At 70.3% G+C, this 24,727-nt stretch carries 23 protein-coding genes; 14 read left to right on the top strand and 9 right to left on the bottom strand.

The features are described 5' to 3' along the window. Positions 1 to 427: 427 nt before the first annotated feature. Complete coding sequence (locus CW359_RS09935; RefSeq protein ID WP_105969449.1) at positions 428 to 850, bottom strand: YjbQ family protein; 423 nt, start codon at positions 848 to 850, stop codon at positions 428 to 430. Between the two features lie 149 nt (positions 851 to 999). Between CW359_RS09935 and CW359_RS47545 the strand changes: the two genes are divergently transcribed. The 6 genes from CW359_RS47545 (at position 1,000) to CW359_RS09960 (ending at position 6,254) form a co-directional block, all read left to right on the top strand. After that, positions 1,000 to 1,068, top strand: a complete 69-nt coding sequence (locus CW359_RS47545) for a putative leader peptide (protein WP_351286961.1) — start codon at positions 1,000 to 1,002, stop codon at positions 1,066 to 1,068. A gap of 139 nt (positions 1,069 to 1,207) precedes the next feature. Next, a complete protein-coding gene (locus tag CW359_RS09940) occupies positions 1,208 to 2,116 on the top strand; it encodes an ABC transporter permease (RefSeq protein WP_105969450.1) in 909 nt (302 codons plus the stop codon). After that, entirely contained in the window at positions 2,089 to 2,826 is a 738-nt protein-coding gene (locus tag CW359_RS09945) for an ABC transporter ATP-binding protein (RefSeq protein ID WP_105969451.1), read from the top strand. Before CW359_RS09940 ends, CW359_RS09945 begins: the two co-directional genes overlap by 28 nt. A gap of 61 nt (positions 2,827 to 2,887) precedes the next feature. Further along, on the top strand, positions 2,888 to 3,925 hold the full coding sequence (locus tag CW359_RS09950; protein WP_105969452.1) for an ABC transporter substrate-binding protein: 1,038 nt from the start codon (positions 2,888 to 2,890) through the stop codon (positions 3,923 to 3,925). Positions 3,926 to 3,932: 7 nt separating this feature from the next. Continuing rightward, positions 3,933 to 5,093 (top strand): LLM class flavin-dependent oxidoreductase, encoded by a 1,161-nt coding sequence (locus tag CW359_RS09955; protein WP_105969453.1) that lies wholly within the window; start codon positions 3,933 to 3,935, stop codon positions 5,091 to 5,093. A 60-nt stretch (positions 5,094 to 5,153) separates the two neighbouring features. Then, on the top strand, positions 5,154 to 6,254 hold the full coding sequence (locus CW359_RS09960; protein ID WP_198655162.1) for an NAD(P)-binding domain-containing protein: 1,101 nt from the start codon (positions 5,154 to 5,156) through the stop codon (positions 6,252 to 6,254). Positions 6,255 to 6,284: 30 nt separating this feature from the next. Here the strand turns inward: CW359_RS09960 and mltG are convergent, their stop codons facing one another. Beyond that, on the bottom strand, positions 6,285 to 7,160 hold the full coding sequence (gene mltG / locus CW359_RS09965) for an endolytic transglycosylase MltG (protein WP_105969455.1): 876 nt from the start codon (positions 7,158 to 7,160) through the stop codon (positions 6,285 to 6,287). A gap of 65 nt (positions 7,161 to 7,225) precedes the next feature. Next, positions 7,226 to 9,037: an ABC transporter ATP-binding protein gene (locus tag CW359_RS09970; protein WP_105969456.1), complete on the bottom strand. Its 1,812-nt coding sequence runs from the start codon at positions 9,035 to 9,037 to the stop codon at positions 7,226 to 7,228. Between the two features lie 94 nt (positions 9,038 to 9,131). Between CW359_RS09970 and CW359_RS09975 the strand changes: the two genes are divergently transcribed. Beyond that, positions 9,132 to 9,602: a MarR family winged helix-turn-helix transcriptional regulator gene (locus CW359_RS09975; protein ID WP_105969457.1), complete on the top strand. Its 471-nt coding sequence runs from the start codon at positions 9,132 to 9,134 to the stop codon at positions 9,600 to 9,602. A gap of 86 nt (positions 9,603 to 9,688) precedes the next feature. Here the strand turns inward: CW359_RS09975 and CW359_RS09980 are convergent, their stop codons facing one another. After that, complete coding sequence (locus CW359_RS09980; protein ID WP_105969602.1) at positions 9,689 to 11,074, bottom strand: cation:dicarboxylate symporter family transporter; 1,386 nt, start codon at positions 11,072 to 11,074, stop codon at positions 9,689 to 9,691. A gap of 141 nt (positions 11,075 to 11,215) precedes the next feature. Beyond that, positions 11,216 to 12,847 (bottom strand): peptide-N4-asparagine amidase, encoded by a 1,632-nt coding sequence (locus CW359_RS09985; RefSeq protein WP_105969458.1) that lies wholly within the window; start codon positions 12,845 to 12,847, stop codon positions 11,216 to 11,218. 231 nt (positions 12,848 to 13,078) lie between these two features. Between CW359_RS09985 and CW359_RS09990 the strand changes: the two genes are divergently transcribed. The 4 genes from CW359_RS09990 (at position 13,079) to CW359_RS10005 (ending at position 17,598) form a co-directional block, all read left to right on the top strand. Then, complete coding sequence (locus CW359_RS09990; RefSeq protein ID WP_105969459.1) at positions 13,079 to 14,866, top strand: ABC transporter transmembrane domain-containing protein; 1,788 nt, start codon at positions 13,079 to 13,081, stop codon at positions 14,864 to 14,866. Further along, positions 14,863 to 16,644, top strand: coding sequence for an ABC transporter ATP-binding protein (locus CW359_RS09995; RefSeq protein ID WP_105969460.1), 1,782 nt, complete (start codon positions 14,863 to 14,865; stop codon positions 16,642 to 16,644). Before CW359_RS09990 ends, CW359_RS09995 begins: the two co-directional genes overlap by 4 nt. A 141-nt stretch (positions 16,645 to 16,785) precedes the next feature. Continuing rightward, a complete protein-coding gene (locus CW359_RS10000) occupies positions 16,786 to 17,256 on the top strand; it encodes a DUF5709 domain-containing protein (protein WP_105969603.1) in 471 nt (156 codons plus the stop codon). Positions 17,257 to 17,340: 84 nt separating this feature from the next. Next, positions 17,341 to 17,598, top strand: coding sequence for a type B 50S ribosomal protein L31 (locus CW359_RS10005; RefSeq protein WP_105969461.1), 258 nt, complete (start codon positions 17,341 to 17,343; stop codon positions 17,596 to 17,598). 32 nt (positions 17,599 to 17,630) lie between these two features. Here the strand turns inward: CW359_RS10005 and CW359_RS10010 are convergent, their stop codons facing one another. Next, positions 17,631 to 18,425 (bottom strand): metal-dependent hydrolase, encoded by a 795-nt coding sequence (locus CW359_RS10010; RefSeq protein ID WP_105969462.1) that lies wholly within the window; start codon positions 18,423 to 18,425, stop codon positions 17,631 to 17,633. Between the two features lie 145 nt (positions 18,426 to 18,570). On the opposite strand from CW359_RS10010, the gene CW359_RS10015 reads away from it, so the two are divergent. Together CW359_RS10015 and CW359_RS10020 are read left to right on the top strand one after the other, a co-directional pair. Then, positions 18,571 to 21,084, top strand: coding sequence for a DEAD/DEAH box helicase (locus tag CW359_RS10015; RefSeq protein WP_105969463.1), 2,514 nt, complete (start codon positions 18,571 to 18,573; stop codon positions 21,082 to 21,084). Between the two features lie 19 nt (positions 21,085 to 21,103). Further along, positions 21,104 to 21,973, top strand: coding sequence for an acyl-CoA thioesterase (locus tag CW359_RS10020; protein WP_105969464.1), 870 nt, complete (start codon positions 21,104 to 21,106; stop codon positions 21,971 to 21,973). Between the two features lie 15 nt (positions 21,974 to 21,988). On the opposite strand, the gene CW359_RS10025 is transcribed toward CW359_RS10020, so the two are convergent. Both CW359_RS10025 and CW359_RS10030 read right to left on the bottom strand, forming a co-directional pair. Next, positions 21,989 to 22,999, bottom strand: coding sequence for a DUF6397 family protein (locus tag CW359_RS10025; protein ID WP_105969465.1), 1,011 nt, complete (start codon positions 22,997 to 22,999; stop codon positions 21,989 to 21,991). A gap of 127 nt (positions 23,000 to 23,126) precedes the next feature. Then, on the bottom strand, positions 23,127 to 23,540 hold the full coding sequence (locus CW359_RS10030) for a roadblock/LC7 domain-containing protein (protein ID WP_105969604.1): 414 nt from the start codon (positions 23,538 to 23,540) through the stop codon (positions 23,127 to 23,129). 95 nt (positions 23,541 to 23,635) lie between these two features. Between CW359_RS10030 and CW359_RS10035 the strand changes: the two genes are divergently transcribed. Continuing rightward, entirely contained in the window at positions 23,636 to 24,064 is a 429-nt protein-coding gene (locus tag CW359_RS10035; protein ID WP_105969466.1) for a PPOX class F420-dependent oxidoreductase, read from the top strand. 35 nt (positions 24,065 to 24,099) lie between these two features. Here the strand turns inward: CW359_RS10035 and CW359_RS10040 are convergent, their stop codons facing one another. Further along, positions 24,100 to 24,705 carry a GTP-binding protein gene (locus CW359_RS10040; protein ID WP_105969467.1) on the bottom strand — a complete coding sequence of 202 codons (606 nt, stop codon included), beginning with the start codon at positions 24,703 to 24,705 and terminating at the stop codon, positions 24,100 to 24,102. Between the last annotated feature and the right edge of the window lie 22 nt (positions 24,706 to 24,727).

Consider the following 24,727-nt stretch of genomic DNA (forward strand, 5'->3'; position numbering starts at 1 on the left):
ATCGACCTTCAGTTCGATACTCGAACTCATGAATATCGTTCAACGAATTCGAACTAACCGTCAAGGAATGATAGGTTCCCTCCTCGTAAGTCGATCTTGGAACGACGAAAGGGAACTCGCACGTGCGTAAACCGCGCCTTCGGGCAGCCGGAGTGATGTCCGTCCTCATCCTGGGTGTTCTCGCTCTCGCGGCCACGAACGCCGCAGCCGCTTCGACCGCAGCCGCCACCGTGAATCGGTGCATCATCATCTAGATTTCCGAACGGACGGGCACACGCCGCCGACCGCTTCTCTCCGCGGGTCACATCCCCGACTCACGCCGAACTCCCTATCCGGGAAGCCACACCGGGACGACCCCACAGGCCACCCCTGGCGATACCCGCGTTGACGCGGGTATCGCCTGGCCCGCCGCGCACGCAGCCGGCCCTCACCCAAGAAACGACAACCGCACCTTCCGGTCCGGATTGTCGACGTTCGTATCCACCAGGCAGACCGACTGCCAAGTCCCCAACTCCAGCCGCCCGCCCACCACCGGCAGCGTCGCATGCGGCGGTACGAGGGCAGGGAGTACATGGTCGCGACCGTGGCCGGGCGTGCCGTGGCGGTGGCGCCAGCGGTCGTCGGCCGGGAGCAGGGTGTGGAGGGCAGCGAGGAGGTCGTCGTCGCTGCCGGCGCCCGTTTCGATGACGGCGATTCCGGCCGTGGCGTGCGGGACGAAGATGTTGAGGAGGCCGTCCCGGTCTCCCGCCACCTCCCTCAGGAAGGTCCCGCAGTCGCGGGTGAGGTCGACGACCGTCTCCTCGGTGCCGGAGGCGATGTACAGGACGCGCGTGGTGAAGGCATCGGACATACGCCCATTCTCGCCCCGCCGACGGGAGCCACGCCCGACCCGACCCCCACCCCAGCTCCCGCCCCTTGATACGACTGGTCCACTCCGCGAGACGCCATTGACCGTGGTCACGTCACCTGGCTACGTTCGGCCGCATGTTGCGTTCAGCCATGCTCACCACGCGCGGTCACATCGACCTGCTGCGGGTGGCCTCCGCCGCGTGTCGCCGCGGCTGCTGACGCCCTTTTCCCCTCCCCCCGCACCCTCCTGGGCGCCGTCCGACCCGCACGTCCGTGGTCCGTCCTGAGCGGATCCGCCCGGACGCGGCGACGCAGAGGCACACCCCCACCCGGTCGCTCTCCCCCTCGCGGAGCACTCATGAGCATCAGCCATGCCCCACCTGGCTCCTCCGAGCCCGACATATCGGCTAAATCCGGTCCTGTTACGTCCGACTCCGCCACCGGTGACGCCGAACGCGCCGCCCCCGACCTCGAACCCATCGTCCCCAGCTCCACCCGCCGCACCCGTGTCCCCCGCTGGGTGCGCCGCACCTCGGGCCCCCTGCTGCTCCTCGCGCTCTGGCAACTCCTCAGCGCTACGGGCGTACTGACCGCCGACATCCTCGCCTCGCCCGGGCGGATCGCCGACGTCGGCACCGATCTGATCGCCGACGGTTCGCTGGGCGACGCGATGGCCACCTCGCTGCAGCGGGTCGCGCTCGGGCTGCTCTTCGGCACCGTCATCGGCACCGGACTCGCCCTGGTCTCGGGCCTGTTCAGGGTCGGCGAGGATCTCGTGGACGCGCCCGTGCAGATGCTGCGGACGGTGCCGTTCGTCGGGCTGATCCCGCTCTTCATCATCTGGTTCGGCATCGGCGAGGCCCCGAAGGTCGCCATCATCACCCTCGGCGTGACCTTCCCGCTCTACCTCAACGTCTACGCCGGAATCCGGGGCGTGGACGCCCAGTTGATCGAGGCCGGGGAGTCGCTCGGGCTGTCCCGCTGGGGACTCGTCCGGCATGTCGTGCTGCCGGGCGCGCTGCCCGGGGCGATGACCGGGCTGCGCTACTCGCTCGGCATCGCCTGGCTGGCGCTGGTCTTCGCCGAGCAGATCAACGCGGACTCCGGTATCGGCTTCCTCATGGTGCAGGCGCGGGACTTCCTGCGGACCGACGTGATCGTGGTCTGCCTCATCGTCTACGCGTTCCTCGGTCTGCTGGCCGACTTCGTCGTCCGTACCCTCGAAAGGCTGCTGCTGCAATGGCGACCGACGTTCACCGGACGGTGACCTCACCGGCCGTACGGGTCGAGGGGCTGACCCGGTCCTTCGATGGCCGTGCCGTCATCGACAACCTCCAACTGGACGTCCGGCCCGGCGAGTTCGTGGCCCTGCTCGGCCGCAGCGGCTGCGGCAAGTCCACGCTGCTGCGCATCCTCGCCGGGCTCGACCGGGACATCGCGGGCACCGTCCTCGTACCGCGCCGCAAGGCCGTCGCCTTCCAGGCACCCCGGCTCATGCCGTGGAAGAAGGTGTGGCGCAACGTCCTGCTGGGACTGCCCGGCAAGCCGGGGCGCGAGGTCGCCGAGCAGGCACTCACCGAGGTCGGACTCAGTCACCGCTCCGACGCCTGGCCCAAGACCCTCTCCGGCGGCGAGGCCCAACGCGCCTCGCTGGCCCGGGCGTTGGTCCGCGAGCCCGATCTCCTGCTGCTGGACGAGCCGTTCGGCGCGCTGGACGCGCTCACTCGCATCAAGGCCCAACGCCTTGTCGGCGAACTCTGGCAACGCCGGGGCTGCGCCGTGCTGTTGGTGACGCACGACGTCGAGGAGGCCGTGCTGCTCGCCGACCGGGTCCTCGTGATGGACGAGGGCGTCATCGCGTACGAGACGACGGTCGATCTGGACCGCCCGCGCGACATCACCGACCCGCGCTTCGCCGAACTGCGCGCCGAACTCCTGGCCCGGCTGGGCGTCGACACCGCTGCCGAAGCCGCCTGACCCCCACACAACCCCCTCCCCCTCCCCCACAGTTGCACCGACCCGATCGGAACGAACCGCCATGCGACGACGCCTCGTCCCCGCCGCTCTGCTCCTCCCCCTCACACTCCTGGCCACCGCCTGCGGCGGGAACTCGGCCGCCGACTCCTCCATCGGCTCCGGCAGCGGGACCGACGGCAAGGGGTCCCTCACGCTCAACGTCGGCGACCAGAAGGGCGGCGCCGAGGCCGTGCTGCGGGCCGCCGGGGAACTCAAGAACCTTGACTACAAGGTCAAATGGTCCACCTTCACCTCCGGCCCGCCGCTCCTCGAAGCCGTCAACGCCAAGGCCGTCGACATCGGCAGCGTCGGCAACACCCCGCCGGTCTTCGCGGCCGGCGCCGGTTCCAAGATCACGGTGGTGGGGGCGCTACGCGGCGGTTCCCAGGGCGAGGCGATCCTCGTGCCCAAGGATTCGAAGCTGAGGAAGGCGACCGACCTCAAGGGCAAGTCCGTTGCCGTGGCGCAGGGTTCGTCCGCGCACTACCAGCTGATCGCCTCACTCAAGGAGGCCGGGCTCACTCTGAACGACATCAAGGTCAAGTACCTCCAGCCAGCCGACGCGCTGGCCGCTTACACCAGCGGCAGCGTCGACGCGTGGGCGGTGTGGGACCCGTACACCTCGCAGGTACTCAAGGCCGGTCAGGGGCGCGTCCTGGCCGACGGCGAGGGTGTCGTCAACGGGCTCAACTTCCAGGTGGCTTCGCCCTCGGCGCTCAAGGACGCCAAGAAGACGGCGGCCATCAAGGACTTCGTGGAGCGGCTGCGGCGCGCGCAGGACTGGGTCTACGCGCACCCGGAGGAGTGGGCCAAGGTGTGGGCGAAGGACACCGGGCTGCCGTACGACGTGGCGCTCGCGTCGGTGAACCGGACCAACGCGACCCGGATCCCGGTGGCGATCGACGACGCGCTCGTCGCCTCCGAGCAGGAGATCGCGGACACCTTCACCAGCCTCCGACTCATCCCGAACAAGGTGGACTTCGCGAAGTACGTGGACCGGCGTTTCAACGACGACCTGCCTCCGTCGACCACCACACCCCGCCCCGGCAAGGAGTCGTGAACGCGCGATGACCGTCCATCTCCACTGGTTCCTGCCCACGGGCGGCGACGGCCGCACCCTCGTGGACCGGCACGCGTACGCGCCCAACACCGGCGGCGCGAACCGCACGGTCAAGGGCGTACGCCCGCCGGACATCGAGTACCTCGCCCAAATAGCCAAGGCAGCCGAGCAGTTGGGCTTCGAGGGGGTGCTGACGCCGACCGGCACCTGGTGCGAGGACGCCTGGCTGACGACCATGGCCCTCGCCCAGCACACCGAACGGCTCAAGTTCCTGGTGGCGTTCCGGCCCGGGGTGATCTCACCGGCGCTCGCCGCGCAGATGGCGGCGACCTACCAGCGCGTCACGCGCGGGCGGCTGCTGCTCAACGTCGTCACCGGCGGCGACTCCTCCGAGCAGCGGCGCTTCGGTGACCACCTCGACCACGACCGGCGGTACGCGCGCACCGACGAGTTCCTGTCCGTCGTACGACAGGCGTGGACGGGTCGGCCGTACGACTTCGACGGTGAGCACTACCAGATCGAGGACGGGCTGACCGCGCTGCCGCCGGACCCGGTGCCGCCGCTCTTCTTCGGCGGGTCCTCGGCCGCCGCCGGGCCGGTCGCGGCGCGGCACGCCGATGTGTATCTGACCTGGGGCGAGCCGCCGGCGCAGGTGAAGGAGAGGATCGACTGGATCCGGTCGCTGGCCGAGCGCGAGGGGCGGACCGTCCGGTTCGGCATCCGGCTGCACACGATCTCGCGGGACTCGTCGGCCGAGGCCTGGTCGACCGCGTACCGGCTGCTCGACGATCTCGACACGGAGACGATCGCGGCGGCGCAGGCGGCGCTCGGGCGCAGTGAGTCGGTCGGGCAGCAGCGGATGGTTGCCCTGCACGGCGGTTCGCGCGACAAGCTGGAGATCTGTCCGAACCTGTGGGCGGGCGTCGGTCTCGTCCGTGGCGGAGCGGGCACCGCGCTCGTCGGCAGCCACTCCGAGGTCGCCGAGCGGATCGAGGAGTACCACGCGCTGGGCGTCGAGCACTTCGTGCTCTCCGGGTATCCGCATCTGGAGGAGGCGTACTGGTTCGGCGAGGGCGTGATCCCCGAGCTGGCGGCGCGTGGACTGCTGGAGCGTGCGCCGGGGGCGGGGGCCGGGGGTTCGCCGATCCTGGTGGCGAGCGGACGCTGACCGTTCCGACCCGGCGGCATGGTCGGGAAGATCCTCGCCCCTCCCCCGGTTAGTAGAAGCGTGAACGAAACCGGGGTGCGCGAGGGCCTACGAGAAGTCGATGTCGTCGTCATAGGCGCCGGGCAGGCAGGCCTGTCCAGCGCCTATCACCTGCAGCGCACCGGCTTCGTGCCGGAGCGTGACTTCGTCGTGCTCGACCACGCCCCGCACCCCGGCGGCGCCTGGCAGTTCCGCTGGCCGTCGCTCACGTACGGCAAGGTGCACGGGATGCACGCCCTGCCCGGCATGGAACTGACCGACGCCGATCCTGCGCGGCCGTCGGCCCAGGTCATCGGTGAGTACTTCGCCGCGTACGAACGCGCCTTCGACCTGAAGGTGCACCGGCCGGTGGACGTACGTGCGGTGCGCGAGGGCGACGGAGAAGACGGGCGGCTGCTCGTCGAGACGTCGGACGGCGACTGGTCCACGCGGGCGCTGATCAATGCGACCGGCACCTGGGACCGGCCGTTCTGGCCTCGCTACCCGGGCCAGGAGACTTTCCGCGGGCGGCAGTTGCACACCGCGCAGTACCCCGGGCCCGAGGAGTTCGCCGGGCTGCGGGTGATCGTGGTGGGCGGCGGCGCCTCCGGCACCCAGCATCTGATGGAGATCGCTCCGTACGCGGCCGAGACGACGTGGGTGACCCGGCGTCCGCCGGTCTTCCGCGAGGGCCCGTTCACCGAGGAGTTCGGCCGGGAGGCCGTCGCCCTCGTCGAGGAGCGGGTACGGCAGGGGCTGCCACCGAAGAGCGTCGTGTCCGTCACCGGACTCCCCCTCAACGACGCGATCCGGCAGGCGCTCGCCGACGGCGTCCTCGACCGACGGCCCATGTTCGACCGGATCACCCCGGACGGGGTCGAGTGGGCGGACGGGCAGCGCGTCGACGCCGATGTGATCCTCTGGGCGACCGGCTTCCGGGCCGCGATCGACCACCTGGCCCCGCTGCGACTGCGCGAGCCCGGCGGCGGCATCCGCGTCGAGGGCACTCGGGCGGTCGCCGATCCACGCGTCCATCTGGTCGGCTACGGCCCCTCGGCGAGCACGATCGGCGCCAACCGGGCCGGACGGTCGGCCGTACGGGACATCAGGCGGCTGCTCGACCAGGAGCCGGCCGCCGTCTGACGTCCCGAAAGGCCTCGTGGGGCTGCCGGGTCACTTGGCGGGCTGCCCGCTCCCCTGCTTCTCCTGACCCTTCTGGTTCCGCTGGTTCTTCTGGTTCTGGTTGAACTCGGCGACATTGCGCTGGTGTTCGGCGTAGTCCGCCGTGAAGCGGGTGTCGCCGGGCTTGACGGTGACGAAGTACAGCCAGTCGCCCTGGGTCGGGTTGATGGCGGCGCGCATCGCCTCCTCGCCGGGGTTGGCGATCGGCGTGGGCGGCAGACCCATGCGCTGGTAGGAGTTGTAGGGACTGTTCAACCGGGTGTCGGCGGTCGTCGTCCGGAGCGTGGACCTGTTGAGCGCGTAGTTGATGGTCGAGTCCATCTGGAGCGGCATCCCGCGCTCCAGCCGGTTGAAGACAACCCGCGCCACCTTCCCCATGTCCTGCTTGGTGGCGGCCTCGGCCTGGACGATGCTCGCGATGGTGACGGCCTGGTAGACGTTCATGGCGTTGCGCTGTGCCCCGGCGGTGACCGGCGCACCGCCGAACTTCCGGTTCGCGGTGTCGACCATGAACGACAGCAGGGTCTCCGGGGTGGCCTTCTCCTTCAGCGGATAGGTCGCCGGGAAGAGATAGCCCTCGGGGTTGCCCTCGGCGTCGGTCGGGAGTTTCAGCCGGGCCTTGGCGATCGACTTCTTCGTGCTCCCGGCCGGCAGCGCGAGCGCCTTGTCGACCGCCTCGTACACCTGGATCGAGCGCCAGCCCTCCGGGATGAGGAGGGAGGTCGGCCGGGTGTCCCCTTCGCTGTCGACGCTCAGCAGCGGCACCGCCACGGCGGTGGCCGCGACGACGGCCCCGGTCGCGATGAGGACGGCCCGGCCACGGCGCGTCAGTCGAATCGTGCTCCGTGACGGAGTGTTCATCTGCATGCGGGCACGGTAACCCGCAAAGCATCATAATTCCGGCATATCTTCTGCTTGTATGACGTCGCATGTCACCCGGCCGGCTCCAGCTGGGCGTCCCTGCGCACGAGGGCCGCGTACCGCCCGTCCCGGCGCAGCAGTTCCTCGTGCGTACCCCGTTCGACCGCGTGCCCCGCGTCCAGGACCACGATCTGGTCGGCGCCCCGGACGGTGGAGAGGCGGTGCGCGATGGTGAGCGTCGTGCGGTTGGCCGACAGGGCGTCGATGGCCTCCTGGACGGCGTGTTCGGTGCGGGTGTCCAGGGCGCTGGTCGCCTCGTCCAGGATGAGGACGGGCGGGTCGCGCAGGATCGTACGGGCGATGGCGAGGCGCTGTTTCTCGCCGCCGGAGAAGCGGTGGCCGCGTTCGCCGACGACCGTGTCGTAACCGTCGGGCAGGCCTGCGATGTGGTCGTGGATCTGGGCTGCGCGGGCCGCCGCGTGCAGTTCCTCGTCGGTGGCGTCGGGCTTGGCGAAGCGCAGGTTGTCGGCGACGGTGGCGTGGAAGAGGTACGTCTCCTGGGAGACGACGCCGACCGCGCGGGCGAGCGTGTCGAAGTCGAGGTCACGGACGTCGACGCCGTCGATGGTGACCCGGCCGCCCGTCACGTCGTACAGCCGGGGCACGAGGTGGCCCAGCGTGGACTTGCCCGCGCCGGTCGGGCCGACGACGGCCAGGCTGCCACCCGCCGGGACGGTGATGTCGATGCCGTCGAGGATGGGGCGGCTCTTGTCGTCGTAGCGGAACTCGACGTCCTCCAGGCGGACTTCACCCTTGATCGTGTCGAGGTGGACCGGGTTCTCCGGCTCGGTGATGTCTATGGGCAGGTCGAGGTACTCGAAGATGCGCTGGAAGAGCGCGAGCGAGGCCTGGATCTGGACGCCGGTGCCGAGCAGGCTCACGGCCGGGCGGAACAGGCCCTGCTGGAGCGAGACGAAGGCGACGAGGGTGCCGATCGAGACGGACGGGCCGCCGAACTGGAGGGCGAGGCCCGCGGCCCAGTAGATGACGGCGGGCATGGCGGACATGACGATGCCGATGACGGCCATCCGCCAGCGGCCGGCCATGTTGGCCCGCACTTCGAGGTCGACCAGGCCCTCGGACTCGTCGGCGAAGGAGCGGGTGAGCGAGTCGGAGCGCCCCATCGTGCGGCCGAGGAGGATGCCGCTGACCGACAGCGACTCGGTGACGGTGGCGGCCATCGCGGCCATCTGTTTCTGGCGCTGGGTGGTGATCCGCTTGCGTTCGTTGCCCACGCGGCGGCTGATCCAGACGAACACCGGCAGCAGGAGCAGCGAGACGGCGGTCAGGCGCCAGTCGAGGGCGACCATCGCGACGATCGTGGCGACGACGCTGGTGAAGTTGGAGACCAGGGAGGTCGCGGTGGAGGTGACGGTGGCCTGCATACCGCCGATGTCGTTGGCGATGCGGGACTGGACCTCGCCCGTGCGGGTGCGGGTGAAGAAGGCGAGTGACATGTTCTGCAGGCGGCCGTAGACAGCCGTGCGCAGGTCGTGCATGACGCGCTGGCCGACGGTCGTGGAGATCAGGGTCTGCAGCACGCCGAGGACACCGCCGAGGACAGCGCTGACGATCATGCCCAGGGCGAGCAGGCTGAGCAGACCGGTGCGGCCCTCGGGAATCGCTACGTCGAGGATCTCCTTCAGAAGGAAGGGGGTGGCGACGGAGACGAGGGACGCGGCGCCGACGAGCAGACCGACGACGGCGAGCCGGCCTCGGTAGGGGCGGAAGAGCTTCAGGATGCGGCGGACCTGGCGCGGTTGGCCGGCCGAATCGGCGGCGTCGGCCGACGGGGTCCAGTCGGATTGACGGTCGGGTTTCATGGGCTCCTTCGGGAGGCAGGATGATGACGACTCGTGGAGCATAGCTCATTGTTACCTATACTCACAATGAACCGCATCCTGATATTGTTCCCGCATGAGTTCCCCCGACGCCGACGGTCCGCTCGCCGACCAGCTGCTGAGCCTGACCCGCCGTCTGCACCGCAGTCACAAACACCAGCTGGAACAGCGCGGCGTCGGCATCACCCCCGCCCAGTCCCGGCTGCTGCGCACCCTCTCGCACCACCTCCAGCACCACGGTTCCCCGCCCCGGATGGCCGATCTGGCGGAGCGTCTGGAGGTCGTGCCCCGGGCGGTGACGACGCTGGTGGACGCCCTGGAGGCGAGCGGGAAGGTGCGCCGGGTGCCCGATCCCGACAACCGCCGGGTCATCCGGATCGAAATCACGGACGAGGGGCGCACGGCACTGAGCGAGCTGCGCGGAGCGCGCAGGGCGGCGGCGGAGGAGATTCTCGCACCGCTGACGGACGTGGAGCGCAGCGTGCTGGGCGAACTGCTCAACACGCTGATGGGCGACACCGGCTCGCCGCCCGAGCGACGCTGCTGAGCCCTGCGCCGTTCGTACGTGAACGGGCTGTGGCCCCCTCCCATGGTTCGGGAGGGGGCCACAGCCCGTTCACGTACCGCCACAGATCAGCTCGCGGGTTCCTTGGCGTCGGACACCTGAGCCGGCACTGCCGCCTTCGCAGGCTCCTGCACCTCGGTCTCGTCGTCCTCTTCGGAGATCACGATCTCCCGGTCGAGCACCTTCTTGGCGCGGTCCAGGTCCAGCGCGCCCTCCCAGCGGGAGACCGCGAAGACGGCGACACAGTTGCCGAGCAGGTTGGTGACGACGCGCATCGAGTCCATGATGCGGTCGACGCCGAGCAGCAGGGCGACGGCGCCGGCCGGGATCGCCCCGAGCGAGGAGGCCGTCGCGGACAGGGCGAGGAAGGCCGAACCGGGGATGCCGGCCATGCCCTTGCTGGTCAGCATGAGCACCAGGATCACGGTGATCTGCTGGCCGAGGGTGAGGTCGACGCCGACGGCCTGCGCGATGAACAGGGTGCCGATGGACAGGTAGAGCGAGGCGCCGTCCAGGTTGAAGGAGTACCCCGTGGGCAGCACCAGGCCCACGGCGTCGTCGCGGGCGCCGGCCTTGCGCAGCTTGAGCATCACGCGCGGCATGACGGACTCGGTGGAGGCGGTGCCGAGCGCCAGGAGCATCTCCTCACGGATGTAGCGCAGGAACTTCCAGAGGCTGAGCCCGGTGACCATCTTCAGCGCGACGGCGAGCAGCCCGATGAAGAGCGCGGCGGCGGCATAACAAAGGACGATCAGCTTGGCGTACGTCTCGATCACGCCGAGTCCGTACTGGCCGATCAGGACGGCCATCGCGCCGAACACCGCGATCGGGGCGAGCCGCATGATGAAGCCGACGACCGCGAAGATGATCTCCTGGGCCTGCTCGATGGCGGGCAGCACCTTCGGCACCTTGGTGTGGCCGAGGTGCAGCAGCGCGGCGCCCACCAGGCAGGCCAGGATCAGCACCTGGAGCAGCTCGTTCTCGGCGAAGGCGCCGATGAAACTGGTGGGGATCGCGTTGACGATGAACTCGGTCGTCGTCGGCAGCGAGCCGCCGCCGGTCTTCGCGTCGACCGCCGAGGTGTCGAGCGTGGCCGGGTCGACGTTCATGCCCGAGCCGGGCTGGACGAGGTTGGCGGCGAGCAGCCCGATGATCAGGGCGAGCGTGCTCGCCACCTCGAACCAGATCAGGGCCTTGAGCCCGATGCGGCCGAACGCCTTCAGGTCACCGGCCTTGGCGATGCCGACGACGACCACGCAGAACACGAGCGGCGAGATGATCGTCTTGATGAGCCTGGTGAAACCGTCGCCGAGCGGCTGGAGATCCGACGCGAAATCGGGCCACAGCTTTCCGACGACGATTCCCAGCACGAGCGCGCAGGCAACCTGCGCGAACAGTGAGGTACGCACTATGCGTGCGACGCGTCGCGGCAGGGACGGTACGGACTGCGGCACGAGCACTCCTCCAAGGGTTTCTGGGATGCGGAAAAGTCCTTCCGCGCCGATCACTATCGGGGAGTCGTGGATCCCGTCTGCAACCTGCGTATTTCGGCCGCGTAAATCATCGGCCGCGCCCACAGTGCGCGCACAGCGCTCTCAGCAGCGGTCGCGGTCCTCGGTGAGCACCCCCTGCACGGTCACCAGCGAACGATCGTGGCATCCGGCCGAGCCGTACAGCCGGTAGCGCTCGCTCGTCGTCCCGACGGCGTGCCGCTGGTCGCGGGGCACGTTCGCCGTATACGTCGCGTCGCCCGCGTACGCGTCGTCGAGCCACGACCACGCGATGCGCCGACCGCCGGACGTCGCGGTGACGGTCTCCCGGTCACCCAAGGTCAGCACGGTCCGCAGCCGGTCGCCCGCGCCGAGGGTGGTGGTGCCGTCCATGGTGTACGTCCGTCCCGTGCGCGTCACCCCGGCCGGTCCGCGCCCGTCGACGGTGACGGTCTCGGTGTCCGTCCAGGTGGCGGTGAGTCCGTCGGTGTTCTCACCGTCGGTCCAGCGGTGCACGGAGGTGTTCGCGAGGCTGCGGGCGACCGTGGTGGTGACCCGGCCGTGCGAGGTGTCGACGTATCCGGAGACGGTCAGCCGGTGCGCGCCGTCGGTGTCGAGGCGATGCTGCTCGTCGGCCGAACCGGGGGTGTACGTGGAGGTGTTGGTGAGGCCGCCCTCACGGTGGGCGGTGAGCCCGCCGGTGACATGTGCGCGCTTCGCGTCCTGCCAGACGAGGACGTTGACGGGGGTGCTCCAGCCCGACTGGCCCTCCGGGACGCCGACGACGGAGACCTCCACGTCATGCGGGCGGCCGTCGTTGAGGAGTCCGGCGAAAGGGGTCAGATCGTATTCGATCGGCTTGATGTCGAAGGCACGCGGTCCCGGGATCACGTACCAGAGGAAGGGGTTGGACCAGCCGCCGGTCCACACGGTCGGGAACGGGGCGGCGATTCCGGCCAGTCGGCCGTCGACCTTGATCTGCACCTCGCGGTACGGGCCGTCCGTGGCCTTGCAGGAGTAGGGGGCGGCGTCGGGCACGGTCAGGTACCAGTACTCCTCGCAGCCGCCGCCGGAACCGGTCGCGTACACCTCGGCGACGATGCGCTCGCTGTTGCGCGGGGTGGTGAGGGTGCCGTCGTGGAGGGTGAGGACGCGGTCGGGGATGTCCTTCGCTGCGGGTGCCCCCGCGGTGGTGGCCTTCCCCGCGTAGAACGTCAACGTGACCTTGACGTCGAGGATGCCGGTGTAGGTGTCGTTGACAACGTTTCCGATGAGCATCTCGACGGGCTGCGCCGCCCTCAGGGTGTCGCTGTAGCGCGTGACGTCCTTCTCGACCGACCATTCGATGCCGTCGGGCGAGGGCTGCGGCGTGGAGGTACGGAGGACTTCGACGCCGCCGATGTGGAGGTACCCCAGGCGGTCGTACTGCCGGCCCTTGACCTTGCCGTCCAGCCGCAGCACGACCTTGCTCCAGCCCGCGCCGCAGCCGCTCGGCGGTGTGTACGTGCCCTCGTAGGGCGTGAAGTCCTTGAACTGGGCCTCGGCGACGGTGACTTCGCAGGACCGGCCGCCAGGTCCGGTGACGGGCGGGGCAGCGGTGACCGGGTCGTGCCAGTCGGTGCCGAACTCGGCGGGGACGTCGGCGGGCCGGGCGGCCTGCGCGGGGCCCGCCCCGAGGAGGGTGCTCGCCAGGAGGATCGCTCCGGCGAGCATGGACATGATGATCCGGCTTCTCATGGCCGGTGTTCTACGGGCAGTCGGCCCCTCGCTGCAATGAGGCGAACAAAGGCCAATCGGGCCGAATCCACGCCTCTTGCCGGAAAACCGTTTGCCTCCGGCCACGCGGTGACGCGAACCTTTCACGGCCCGTTGTCGGCGTTTCCGGCCCCCTTCCACCCCCACACGCACCCCGGACCACCCCCTGTTCACGTTCACCCCCCGATGCGAGATGCGAGCCACTGGGACGTCATGAAGATCCAAGACCTTCCGTACCCCGACCCCGGTGTGGCGGACGCGCGCTCGGGCCCCAGATTCCTGTGGTGGCTCTTCCGGAACCAGCTCGGCGGCCAGCTCACCGCCCTCGCCTGGGGACTGCTCCACTTCGTGGCCGTCTCCACGCTGCCGTTCGGCGTCGGCTTCGCCGTCCAGGCCGTCGTCGACCGCTCGGGCCGGCAACTGGCCCTCGCGGGCGGGCTGATGGTGCTGTGCGGCGTCGCCATCGCCCTCGGCGACAGCATGCTGCACCGCGCGGCGGTCACCAACTGGATCACGGCCGCCGCCCGCGTCCAGCAGCTGCTGGCCCGCAAGACCGCCCAGCTGGGCTCGGCGCTGACGCGGCGGGTCGCAGCCGGTGAGGTCGTCGCGGTCTCCACGGGCGACGTGGAGAAGATCGGCTGGTTCGTGGAGGCCCTCTCCCGGTTCACCGCAGCCGCGCTGACCGTCGTCCTGGTCTGCGTGGGCCTGTACGTCTACCAGCCCGCGCTCGGCATCGTCGTCGCCGTCGGTGTCCCGGTCCTCGCCCTCGCCGTGCTGCCGCTGCTGCCCAGGGCGACCCGGCGGGCCGACTTCCAGCGCGAGAAGGCGGGCCGGGCGACCGAACTTGCCTCGGACACCGTCGCCGGGCTGCGGGTGCTGCGCGGCATCGGCGGCGAGGAACTCTTCCTCGACCGCTACCGCCGGGCCTCCCAGGAGGTACGGCACGCGGCCGTGCGCAGCGCCCGTATGTGGGCCCTGATCTCGGCGATCCAGGTGCTGCTGCCGGGTCTGCTGATGATCGCGGTCGTCTGGCACGGTGTGCACCTGGCCAGGCAGGGACGGATCACCGTCGGCGAACTGGTCACCGTGTACAGCGCGGTCATGCTCCTGACGTACCCGCTGCGGCACTTCGAGGAGATCGCCATGGCGTACTCCTTCTCCCGGCCCTCCGCGAAACGGGCCGCGCGGGTGCTGTCCCTGGAGCGCGCCACGGACACGGCCGGCTCCCGCGAGGCCGTCGTACCGGCCGGGGACCTGTACGACCCCTCGACCGGGCTGCTCGCCCCCACCGGCTGTCTGACCGCCGTGGTGTGCGGCGACCCGGACACGGCGGGGCTGCTGGCGGAGCGCCTCGGCGGACACCCGTCCGAGGAGGGCACGTCGGCGCTCCTGGGCGGCGTACCGCTCGACGAGCTGCCGCTGGCCAGCACCCGCACGGCCGTCCTCGTCCAGGACAAGGACCCGGTGCTGCTCTCCGGTTCGCTGCGCGAGCTGCTCGACGTGCCCGCCTCGGGTGCGGTGAGCGCAGCCGAGGCGCTGGCCGCCGCGCAGTGCGGGGACGTGCTGGAGGCGCTCGTGCAGGGGTCGCTGGACGTCGAGGACCCGCTGGACGCGCGGATCACCGAGCGCGGGCGGTCGTTGTCGGGCGGGCAGCGCCAGCGGCTGGCCCTGGCCCGGTCGCTGATCACGGACCCCGAGGTGCTCGTGCTCGACGAACCGACCTCGGCCGTCGACTCGCACACCGAGGCCCGGATCGCGGACGGGATCAGGAAGCTGCGGGCCGGCCGCACGACCGTCGTCTTCACCTCCTCGCCGCTGCTCCTGGACCACGCGGACCGGGTCGTCCTGGTCCACGAGGGCGAGGTCGCGGCGGTCGGTGTGCACCGCGAACTGGTGCACAAGGAACCGCGGTACCGGGCCGTGGTGACCCGGGAGACCGACGAAGAGGCGGCCCTCGGCCGCGAACTGGACCAACTGGAAGAGATCGAGGAGACGGCATGATCGGCGTGGCGCCACCGGCGTACGACCCGGCGGCCCCGACGACGGCGAGTACCCTGCCGGTCGGCGCCCCCGCGACCGTACGCGCCTACGTGGCCGAACTGTTCCGCAGGCACCGCCGTGCCTTCCTGCTGCTGGTCACCGTCAACACGGTGTCCGTGGTGGCCTCCATGGTCGGCCCGTACCTGCTGGGCGACCTCGTCGAGCGGGTCTCGGACAACGCCCGCGAACTCCATCTGGAGCTGACCGTCGGCCTGTTCGCCGTCGCACTGGTCGTACAGGCCGTGTTCGTACGGCAGGTGCGGCTGCGCGGGGCGATGCTCGGCGAGCGAATGCTGGCCGATCTGCGCGAGGACTTCCTCGTGCGGTCGGTCGGACTGCCGCCGGGTGTCCTGGAGCGGGCGGGCACGGGCGACCTGCTGTCCCGCATCACGACCGACATCGACCGGCTCGCCAACGCGATGCGCGAGGCCGTGCCGCAACTCGCCATCGGCGTGGTGTGGGCGGCGCTGCTGCTCGGCGGCCTGGTGATCACGGCGCCGCCGCTCGCGCCCGCCGTGCTCCTCGCGGTGCCGGTGCTGGTCGTGGGCTGCCGCTGGTACTTCCGGCGCGCACCCTCCGCCTACCGCTCGGAGGCCGCCGGGTACGCCGCCGTCGCCGCCGTGCTCGCGGAGACCGTGGACGCCGGGCGGACCGTCGAGGCCCACCGCCTGGGCGACCGCCGGATCGACCTGTCCGACCGGCGCGTCCGCGAATGGACCGCCTGGGAGCGCTACACCCTGTGGCTGCGGTGCGTGCTGTTCCCGGTCATCAACGCCACCCATGTGACGGTGCTGTGCTCGGTGCTGATGGTCGGCGGGGTCTTCGTGCTCCAGGGCTGGATCGACGTGGGCCAGCTGACCACGAGCGCGCTGCTCGCCCAGATGCTCGTCGACCCGGTGGGGATCATCCTGCGCTGGTACGACGAGCTGCAGGTCGCGCAGGTTTCGCTGGCCCGGCTGGTCGGGGTCCGGGACATCGAACCGGACGCCGGTGACCCCACGCTGTCCCCGGACGGCCGGGACGTGCACGCGGACCGGGTGCACTTCGGCTACCGGGAGGGCGTCGACGTGCTGCGCAAGGTGTCCCTGGAGGTCGCGCCGGGCACCCGGCTGGCCCTGGTGGGCCCCTCGGGCGCCGGCAAGTCCACCCTGGGCAGGCTGCTCGCCGGGATCTACGCGCCCCGGACCGGCCGGATCACCCTGGGCGGCGCCGAACTGTCGAGGATGCCCGCCGAGGAGGTCCGCTCGCACGTCGCGCTCGTCAACCAGGAGCACCACGTCTTCGTCGGCTCGCTGCGCGACAACCTGCTCCTGGCCAGCACGGACGCCGGGGACGCCGAGTTGTGGGCGGCGCTGGGGGCGGTCGACGCGGACGGCTGGGCCCGGGCGCTGGAGGAGGGCCTGGACACCGAGGTCGGCTCGGGCGGGTTCTCGCTCACTCCGGCGCAGGCCCAGCAGATCGCGCTGGCCCGGCTGGTCCTGGCCGACCCGCACACCCTGGTCCTGGACGAGGCGACCTCGCTCCTCGACCCGCGTGCGGCCCGCCATCTGGAACGGTCCCTGGCCCGGGTCCTGGACGGCCGTACGGTCGTCGCCATCGCCCACCGGCTGCACACCGCCCATGACGCGGACGTCATCGCCGTCGTGGAGAACGGCCGGATCACCGAGCTGGGCAGCCACGACGAGCTGGTCGCGGCGGACGGCGCGTACGCGGCGCTGTGGCGGTCGTGGCACGGGTGACACACCGGTGACCGGGCGACGGGGCGGGTCCGGATCGGCTTCGTCCCGTTGCGCGGTCCCGAGGCGGGGTGGAACGCTGGAAGCGGCTGCCCGCCCCCGCGGGTGGTTCCGGGGCCGGTCGCCACGCACCTGGAGGTACCCGTGGACAGTGACGAGGGATGGGGAGACGACGTCTACCAGCCCGACGGATCCGAGGTACAGGACGACGCGGGCCTGCTGGACGGCGAGGACACCCTGGTCACCGACGGGGTCGACGACCCCCTCGACCGCGGCTGGTCCCCTCCGGACCGGCCCTGGGCGGTGGAGCGCACCGGTGTGACGGCGGCGGAGCGGCAGCGGGGCGAGAGCCTGGACCAGCGCCTCGCCGAGGAGCTGCCGGACGTCACGGCGGCGGACGGCGACGGCATCGGCGACTGCGCGGGCACGGACGGCGAGCCGCTGGACAACGAGGTGGGCGCCGCCCGCTCCGGCCGTCTGGTGGCCCCCAACGAGGGGGCGCACGAGGACGGGGAGAGCGGGCTGATCGCCACGGACGTCGGCATCGACGGCGCCGCGGCCTCGGCCGAGGAGGCCGCGATGCACATCGTCGACGAGGACGCCCTGTCCGGCTGACCGCCGGGCCAGCCCAAGGGCCCCGCGAGGCCGGCCGCCGGACCGGTCCGAGCGAACCACGCGAATCCAGCTAGGAGAACACCCATGCAGCAGGACAAGCAGCCCGCCTACCACCCGGTCGTCTTCCGTGACCGGACCGCCGGATACGCCTTCCTGACCCGGTCCACCGCGACGAGCGAGCAGACCATCGACTGGGACGACGGCGAGACCTACCCGGTGGTGGACGTGGAGATCTCCTCGGAGAGCCATCCCTTCTACACCGGCAAGGCCCGCACGGTGGACACCGAGGGCCGCGTCGCCGCCTTCGAACGGCGCTACGGCGGCGGGGACGCCCAGGGCTGAGACGGCGGTCCCCGCAACCTGCGCCCGACGGGTCAGATGAAGTTCAGCGCCGCCGCGCAGCCCACTCCGCCGAGCAGCATGAACGCCGGCATGAGCACCTTCAGCTCGACCCAGCTGCCCGCCCGGAACCGCATCGCCTTCGGCGGGCCGATCGGGTACCAGCGCTTGCGGCCGATCGGGATGGGCCACAGCACCGGGCAGCCGGACACCGTCAGCGCGTCCCCGATGTCGTGCACCAGCGCGCCGAGCACGACCGGCAGCCCCAGCCACAGATACGCCTGCCCCGGGTCCGTGAACAGCCAGTCCGCGCCGTTGCCCGGCTTGTCCAGGACTCCGGCCAGGATCCAGGCGCTGGTCGCCGCCAGCAGCCAGACGAGGATGTCGGCACTGGAACCGCGGGTCGCCCGCCACAGCAGACCTTCGATGGCGAGCACGATGTGCACGAAGAGGATGGCCAGCACCGCCCAGCGGCCCCCGGTGATCGCCACCGCGGAGGCGCCCCCACCGGTCAGGACCGCCCACAGCCAGGTGTGCGTCAGCGTCCGGTGCCCGCCCGAGCGGCGCGGGTCGCCCTGCTTCTTGGTCGCCTTGTAGACGGCGTAGGAGAGCTTGTCGACGATCTCGCACAGGCCACGCGAGATCGGGCCGAAGGCATTCGAAATGGTCGCCGCCTTGTGGTCGAGGTCCGGGGCGAGTGCGGCACCGGCGCAGATCAGGGCACCGACCAGGAGCACCGGCCAGGGCATCGGCTTGCCGGCCGCTGCTGCGGCGGCCCCGACCCCGAGCCACGCTGCGGCCCCCGAGAGTGAGTGTGCTGGTCCCATCATGGCCGTTTCCCGCCCTATTCCTCGTACGCCGCTGTCCAGTTGACCGGGTGCGCTGACGCTCCGTCGGCGACACAGCGTAGCGGCCGTGATCTTCGGACGAGCATCCGATTCCCCCATCACCTGGGATCACAGGCAAGATGGGGGCGTGACCCTCATCGATCAGCTGCCGCAGACCGCAGACCCCGACGCCCTCTACGAAGCCTTCGAGTCGTGGGCCCAGGAGCGCGGTCTCACGCTCTATCCGCACCAGGAGGAGGCGCTGATCGAGGTGGTCTCGGGTGCGAACGTGATCGTGTCGACGCCCACCGGGTCCGGCAAGAGCATGATCGCGGCGGGCGCGCACTTCGCGGCGCTGGCCCGGGACGAGGTCACCTTCTACACCGCTCCGATCAAGGCCCTGGTGTCGGAGAAGTTCTTCGAGCTGTGCAAGATCTTCGGCACGGAGAACGTCGGCATGCTGACCGGCGACGCCTCCGTCAACTCCGACGCCCCCGTCATCTGCTGCACGGCCGAGGTCCTTGCGTCCATCGCACTGCGCGACGGCAAGCAGGCCGACGTCGGCCAGGTCGTGATGGACGAGTTCCACTTCTACGCCGAGGGCGACCGCGGCTGGGCCTGGCAGATCCCGATCCTGGAGCTGCCGCAGGCGCAGTTCATCCTGATGTCGGCGACGCTGGGCGACGTCTCGATGTTCGAGAAGGACCTCACCCGCCGCACCGGCCGCCCGACCTCCGTGGTCCGTTCGGCGAACCGCCCGGTCCCGCTGTCGTACGAGTACAAGCTGACCCCGATGACCGAGACGCTGACGGAGCTGCTGGAGACCAGGCAGGCGCCCGTCTACATCGTGCACTTCACCCAGGCGCAGGCGGTGGAGCGGGCGCAGGCGCTGATGAGCATCAACATGTGCACGCGCGAGGAGAAGGACAAGATCGCCGACCTGATCGGCGGCTTCCGCTTCACCACCAAGTTCGGCCAGAACCTCTCCCGTTACGTCCGGCACGGCATCGGTGTCCACCACGCCGGGATGCTCCCCAAGTACCGCCGCCTGGTCGAGAAGCTGGCCCAGGCGGGCCTGTTGAAGGTCATCTGCGGCACCGACACCCTCGGCGTCGGCGTCAACGTGCCCATCCGTACGGTGCTGTTCACCGCGCTGACGAAGTACGACGGCAATCGCGTCCGGACCCTGCGCGCGCGAGAGTTCCACCAGATCGCCGGCCGGGCGGGCCGCGCGGGCTTCGACACGGCGGGCTTCGTCGTCGCGCAGGCGCCCGAGCATGTCATCGAGAACGAGAAGTCGCTGGCCAAGGCGGGCGACGACCCGAAGAAGCGCCGCAAGGTGGTCCGCAAGAAGGCGCCGGAGGGGTTTGTCGGCTGGACGGAGAGCACCTTCGACAAGCTGATCACCTCCGACCCGGAGCCGCTGACCTCCCGCTTCCGGGTCACGCACACGATGCTCCTTTCGGTGATCGCCCGCCCCGGCAACGCCTTCGACGCGATGCGGCACCTCCTGGAGGACAACCACGAGCCGCGCAAGCAGCAGTTGCGGCACATCCGGCGCGCGATCGCCATCTACCGCTCGCTGCTGGACGGCGGCGTCGTCGAGAAGCTGGACGAGCCGGACGCGACCGGCCGCATCGTGCGCCTGACCGTGGACCTCCAGCAGGACTTCGCGCTCAACCAGCCGCTGTCCACCTTCGCGCTGGCCTCGTTCGAACTCCTGGACCCGGAGTCGCCGTCGTACGCCCTGGACATGGTGTCCGTGGTCGAGTCCACGCTGGACGATCCGCGCCAGATCCTGGCGGCCCAGCAGAACAAGGCGCGCGGTGAGGCCGTCGGGGCGATGAAGGCGGACGGCGTCGAGTACGAGGAGCGCATGGAGCGCCTCCAGGACGTCTCGTACCCGAAGCCGCTGGAAGAGCTGCTCTTCCACGCCTACGACACCTACCGCAAGAGCCACCCGTGGGTCGGTGACCATCCCCTCTCCCCCAAGTCCGTCATCCGCGACATGTACGAACGCGCCATGTCCTTCACCGAGTTGGTCTCCTACTACGACCTGGCCCGCACCGAGGGCATCGTGCTGCGCTACCTCGCGGGTGCCTTCAAGGCCCTCGACCACACCGTCCCGGACGACCTCAAGTCCGAGGACCTCCAGGATCTGATCGCCTGGCTGGGCGAGATGGTGCGCCAGGTCGACTCCAGCCTCCTGGACGAGTGGGAGCAGCTCGCCAACCCGGAGGTGATGACCGCCGAGGAGGCCCAGGAGAGGGCCGACCAGGTCAAGCCGGTCACCGCCAACGCGCGGGCCTTCCGGGTCCTCGTCCGCAACGCGATGTTCCGCCGCGTCGAGCTGGCCGCGCTCGACCAGGTCGGGGCGCTGGGCGAGTTGGACGCGGAGGCCGGCTGGGACGCCGACGCGTGGGGCGAGGCGATGGACAAGTACTGGGACGAGTACGAGGACCTCGGCACCGGCCCCGACGCCCGCGGCCCCCGGCTGCTGATGATCGAGGAGGAGCCGCATAACAGGCTGTGGCGCGTCCGGCAGACCTTCGCCGACCCGAACGGCGACCATGACTGGGGCATCAGCGCGGAGGTCGACCTCGTGGCCTCCGACGCGGAGGGCCGTGCCGTCGTCAAGGTCACCGCCGTCGGTCAGCTGTGAGCACAGGAGAATCGCACCCATGACGAACGCCGCCGAGAGACTCGTCGACCTGCTGGACCTGGAGCAGATCGAGGTCAACATCTTCCGTGGCCGCAGCCCCGACGAGTCCCTCCAGCGGGTCTTCGGCGGCCAGGTGGCGGGCCAGGCACTGGTCGCCGCCGGACGCACCACGGACGGCGAGCGTCCGGTGCACTCGCTGCACGCGTACTTCCTGCGCCCGGGCAGGCCGGGCGTGCCGATCGTGTACCAGGTCGAACGGGTCCGTGACGGCCGGTCGTTCACGACCCGTCGGGTCACGGCCGTGCAGCAGGGCCGCACGATCTTCAATCTCACCGCCTCCTTTCACAAGCCCGAGGAAGGCAGCTTCGAACATCAGCTGCCGCCGGCCCGGAAGGTCCCGGACCCGGAGTCCCTGCCGAATGTGACTCAGGAGATCAAGGAGCATCTCGGCGCGCTGCCCGAGCAGTTCGAGCGTATGGCGCGTCGTCAGCCCTTCGACATCCGCTATGTGGACCGATTGCTCTGGGCCGCCGAGGAGGTCCAGCAGCTGGAGCCGCGCAGCGCGGTGTGGATGCGCGCGGTCGGCCCGCTGGGGGACGACCCGCTCGTGCACACGTGCGCTCTGACGTACGCCAGCGACATGACGCTGCTGGACGCCGTACGCCTTCCGGTGGAGCCCCTGTTCGGTCCGCGGACCTTCGACATGGCCTCGCTTGACCACGCCATGTGGTTCCACCGGCCGTTCCGCGCGGACGAGTGGTTCCTGTACGACCAGGAGTCCCCCATCGCCACGGGCGGGCGTGGGCTGGCCCGTGGCCGGATCTACGACGTCGAGGGCAGGCTGCTCGTCTCCGTCGTCCAGGAGGGGCTGTTCCGGAAGCTGGGCTGAGGCGCCCGCTTCTCCTCAGACACGCGCGGGGCGCTTGCGTCGGTCCTGCGCGGGCCGCGGGTTTCTGCCGCGCAGGACGCCCAGAAGTCCGCGCGTTCGCTCGGGTGTCTGAGGTGTCTGAGGTGTCTGAGGTGCGGGCGAATCGGTTTGCTCGGGCGCCTCGGGTGACCTGGGCGGCAGCGGGAGCGGCGCCTGCTCCACCCTCGGGCGTGGTGCGGGACGGTGATCGCGGGCCTCGGCCAGGGTTCCGGTCAGGTCGGCGCGGAGCCAGCCGATCTCGTCCGGGTCGTCGGCCGTCATGATCCGCTCGGCGAGCCGGGCGGCGGTCGAACCCGGTGCGCCGTGGGCCGGCTGATCCGGCCGGAAGCGGTTCAAGTGAGCCCGTTCGTACGGGTCGCTGACGATCTCCGCGACCTGGGCGGGGTCGAGGAAGGACGCCACGACCGCCGCCCTGGCCCAGGGATCGTCGGCCGTCCGGAGCAGGAAGCCCAGTTGTCGTCCACGCCAGTTGCGGGGCCGCAGGTCGAGGCCCTCCGCGAGTCGGTCGCGCTGGTCCTGGGAGGTGCGGCCGGTCAGCAGCGGTGCGGTGTCCTTGCCTGCGGCGAACTGCCTTAGCTCGTCGGCGAGATACAGCCAGACCACGGCCCGGTAGCGGTTGAGGTAGAAGTTCACGGGCGTCACCAGGCCCAGCCGCGCGAGGCGGGTGAACCGGGTGGGGGTCACGTCCATGAGTTCGGCGCCGTCCGCCGTGCCCACCGCCCGGACGCGTTCGCGCAGCGTCTCGGGGAAGTGCGCGTCGTTGCGGAGCCGCTCGATCTCGTCGTGGCCGACTCGCCGGCCGCCGCCCCCTTCGTCGGGAACGGTCCGGACACAGCCGAGATGGACCGCGAGGTCGAACTCGCGTCGTTTCAGCCCCAGTTCCCGTGCGGCCCGGCTCGGCGCGAAGGACGTGCCGGAGGTCAGGAATGTGTCGGTGGCCGGTGCGACGGCGGTGTGGTCGGGTTTCGTGATGCTGACGCCGGACATGGTCGGTCTCCCCCGTGAAGTGGCTGGTCGGCGCCGTGTGCGCCGGCCTCGGGAAAAACCGTAGCCCGTTCCACCGACGGCCGTGCGAGCCTGTGGATAACTCTCGCCGGAACGTCGTATCCGCAGGTCAGGAGTCCGATAAGGGAAATTGCTCGGGTTGCCTGGCGTCCACGTCGAGGTGTTCGCCGACCCGGTTGACGAGCAACGTCATCTCATAGGCGATCTGACCGATGTCGGCCTCCGCCGCGCTGAGCACGCACAGACAGCTGCCGGTGCCGGCCGCCGTCACGAACAGCACGGCGTCGTCGAACTCGATCATCGTCTGGCGTACCTGGCCCGCGCCGAAGTGGCGTCCCGAGCCCTTCGCCAGACTGTTCAGACCCGAGGAGACTGCGGCGAGATGCTCGGCGTCCTCACGGCGGAGTCCTGTGCTCGCGCCTGTCACCAGCCCGTCGTTCGACAGGACCAGCACATGTCGGATGTGTTCGACACGCCCGGTCAGATCGTCCAGCAGCCAGCCAAGTCCTTGGTTCTGTGCCATGTTTCTGATCTCCCCGTGCGGCAGGTCCTCCAAGCCGAAGGATCCGGTCAGTCAGCCTTCCCCACGGTCGCCCTCCGAGCAAGCAGGATGGGTGCATGGCACAGAAGATGACAGACGACGAATGGCGAGCCTTTGTCTCGCACGGCACCCGCACCGGAAAGCTGTCGACCGTCCGGGCCGACGGGAGCCCGCACGTGGCCCCGATCTGGTTCCTGCTCGACGGTGAGGATCTGGTCTTCAACACCGGGAAGGACACGGTGAAGGGGCGCAATCTGGCCCGGGACGGCCGGGTCGCCCTGTGTGTGGACGACGACCGGCCGCCGTTCGACTTCGTCGTGCTGCAGGGCCGCGCCACGCTGTCGGAGGATCTGGACGACCTCCGGCACTGGGCCGCGCGGATCGGCGCACGCTACATGGGTGAGGAGCGGGCCGAGGAGTTCGGTGCCCGCAACGGCGTACCGGGCGAACTGCTCGTCCGCGTGCGCATCGACAAGGTGCTGGCCCAGGCCGCCGTCGCCCACTGAGGAGCGACACGGCCCGGCAACACGTGGACCCAGTCTCAGCTCACCGAGTCGAGCAGCCGGGCGGTGTGCATCCGCCCGGCGTACTCGACCAGCCTGATCAGCACCTCCTTGCCCGAGTCGCGGTCGCGGGCGTCGCAGAGCACGACGGGCGTGCCCTGGTCGAGGTCGAGGGCGCGCGAGACGTCCTGGGCGCCGTAGGAACGGGCGCCTGTGAAGCAGTTGACGGCCACCACGAACGGGATGTGCCGGTGCTCGAAGTAGTCCACCGCGGGGAAGCAGTCCTCCAGCCGGCGGGTGTCAGCGAGGACGACGGCGCCCAGGGCGCCCTGCGACAGTTCGTCCCACAGGAACCAGAAGCGGTCCTGGCCGGGCGTACCGAACAGGTACAGGGACAGGCCCGAACGGATGGTGATGCGGCCGAAGTCCATGGCGACGGTCGTGGTGACCTTCTGGTCCACGCCGTCGGTGTCGTCCACCGACCGGCCCGCCTCGCTCAGCAGTTCCTCGGTGCGCAGCGGCCTGATCTCGCTTACCGCGCCCACCAGGGTGGTCTTGCCCACGCCGAATCCGCCGGCGACCAGTATCTTCAGCGCCAGGGCGGACGTCTCGTCGTCCGCGGCGTCGGAGTGCTCGGAGACCATCGATCACTTCTCTCGGGAGTGC

Origin of the sequence: Streptomyces geranii (genome assembly GCF_002954775.1) — a bacterium.
GTDB classification, from domain to species: domain Bacteria; phylum Actinomycetota; class Actinomycetes; order Streptomycetales; family Streptomycetaceae; genus Streptomyces; species Streptomyces geranii.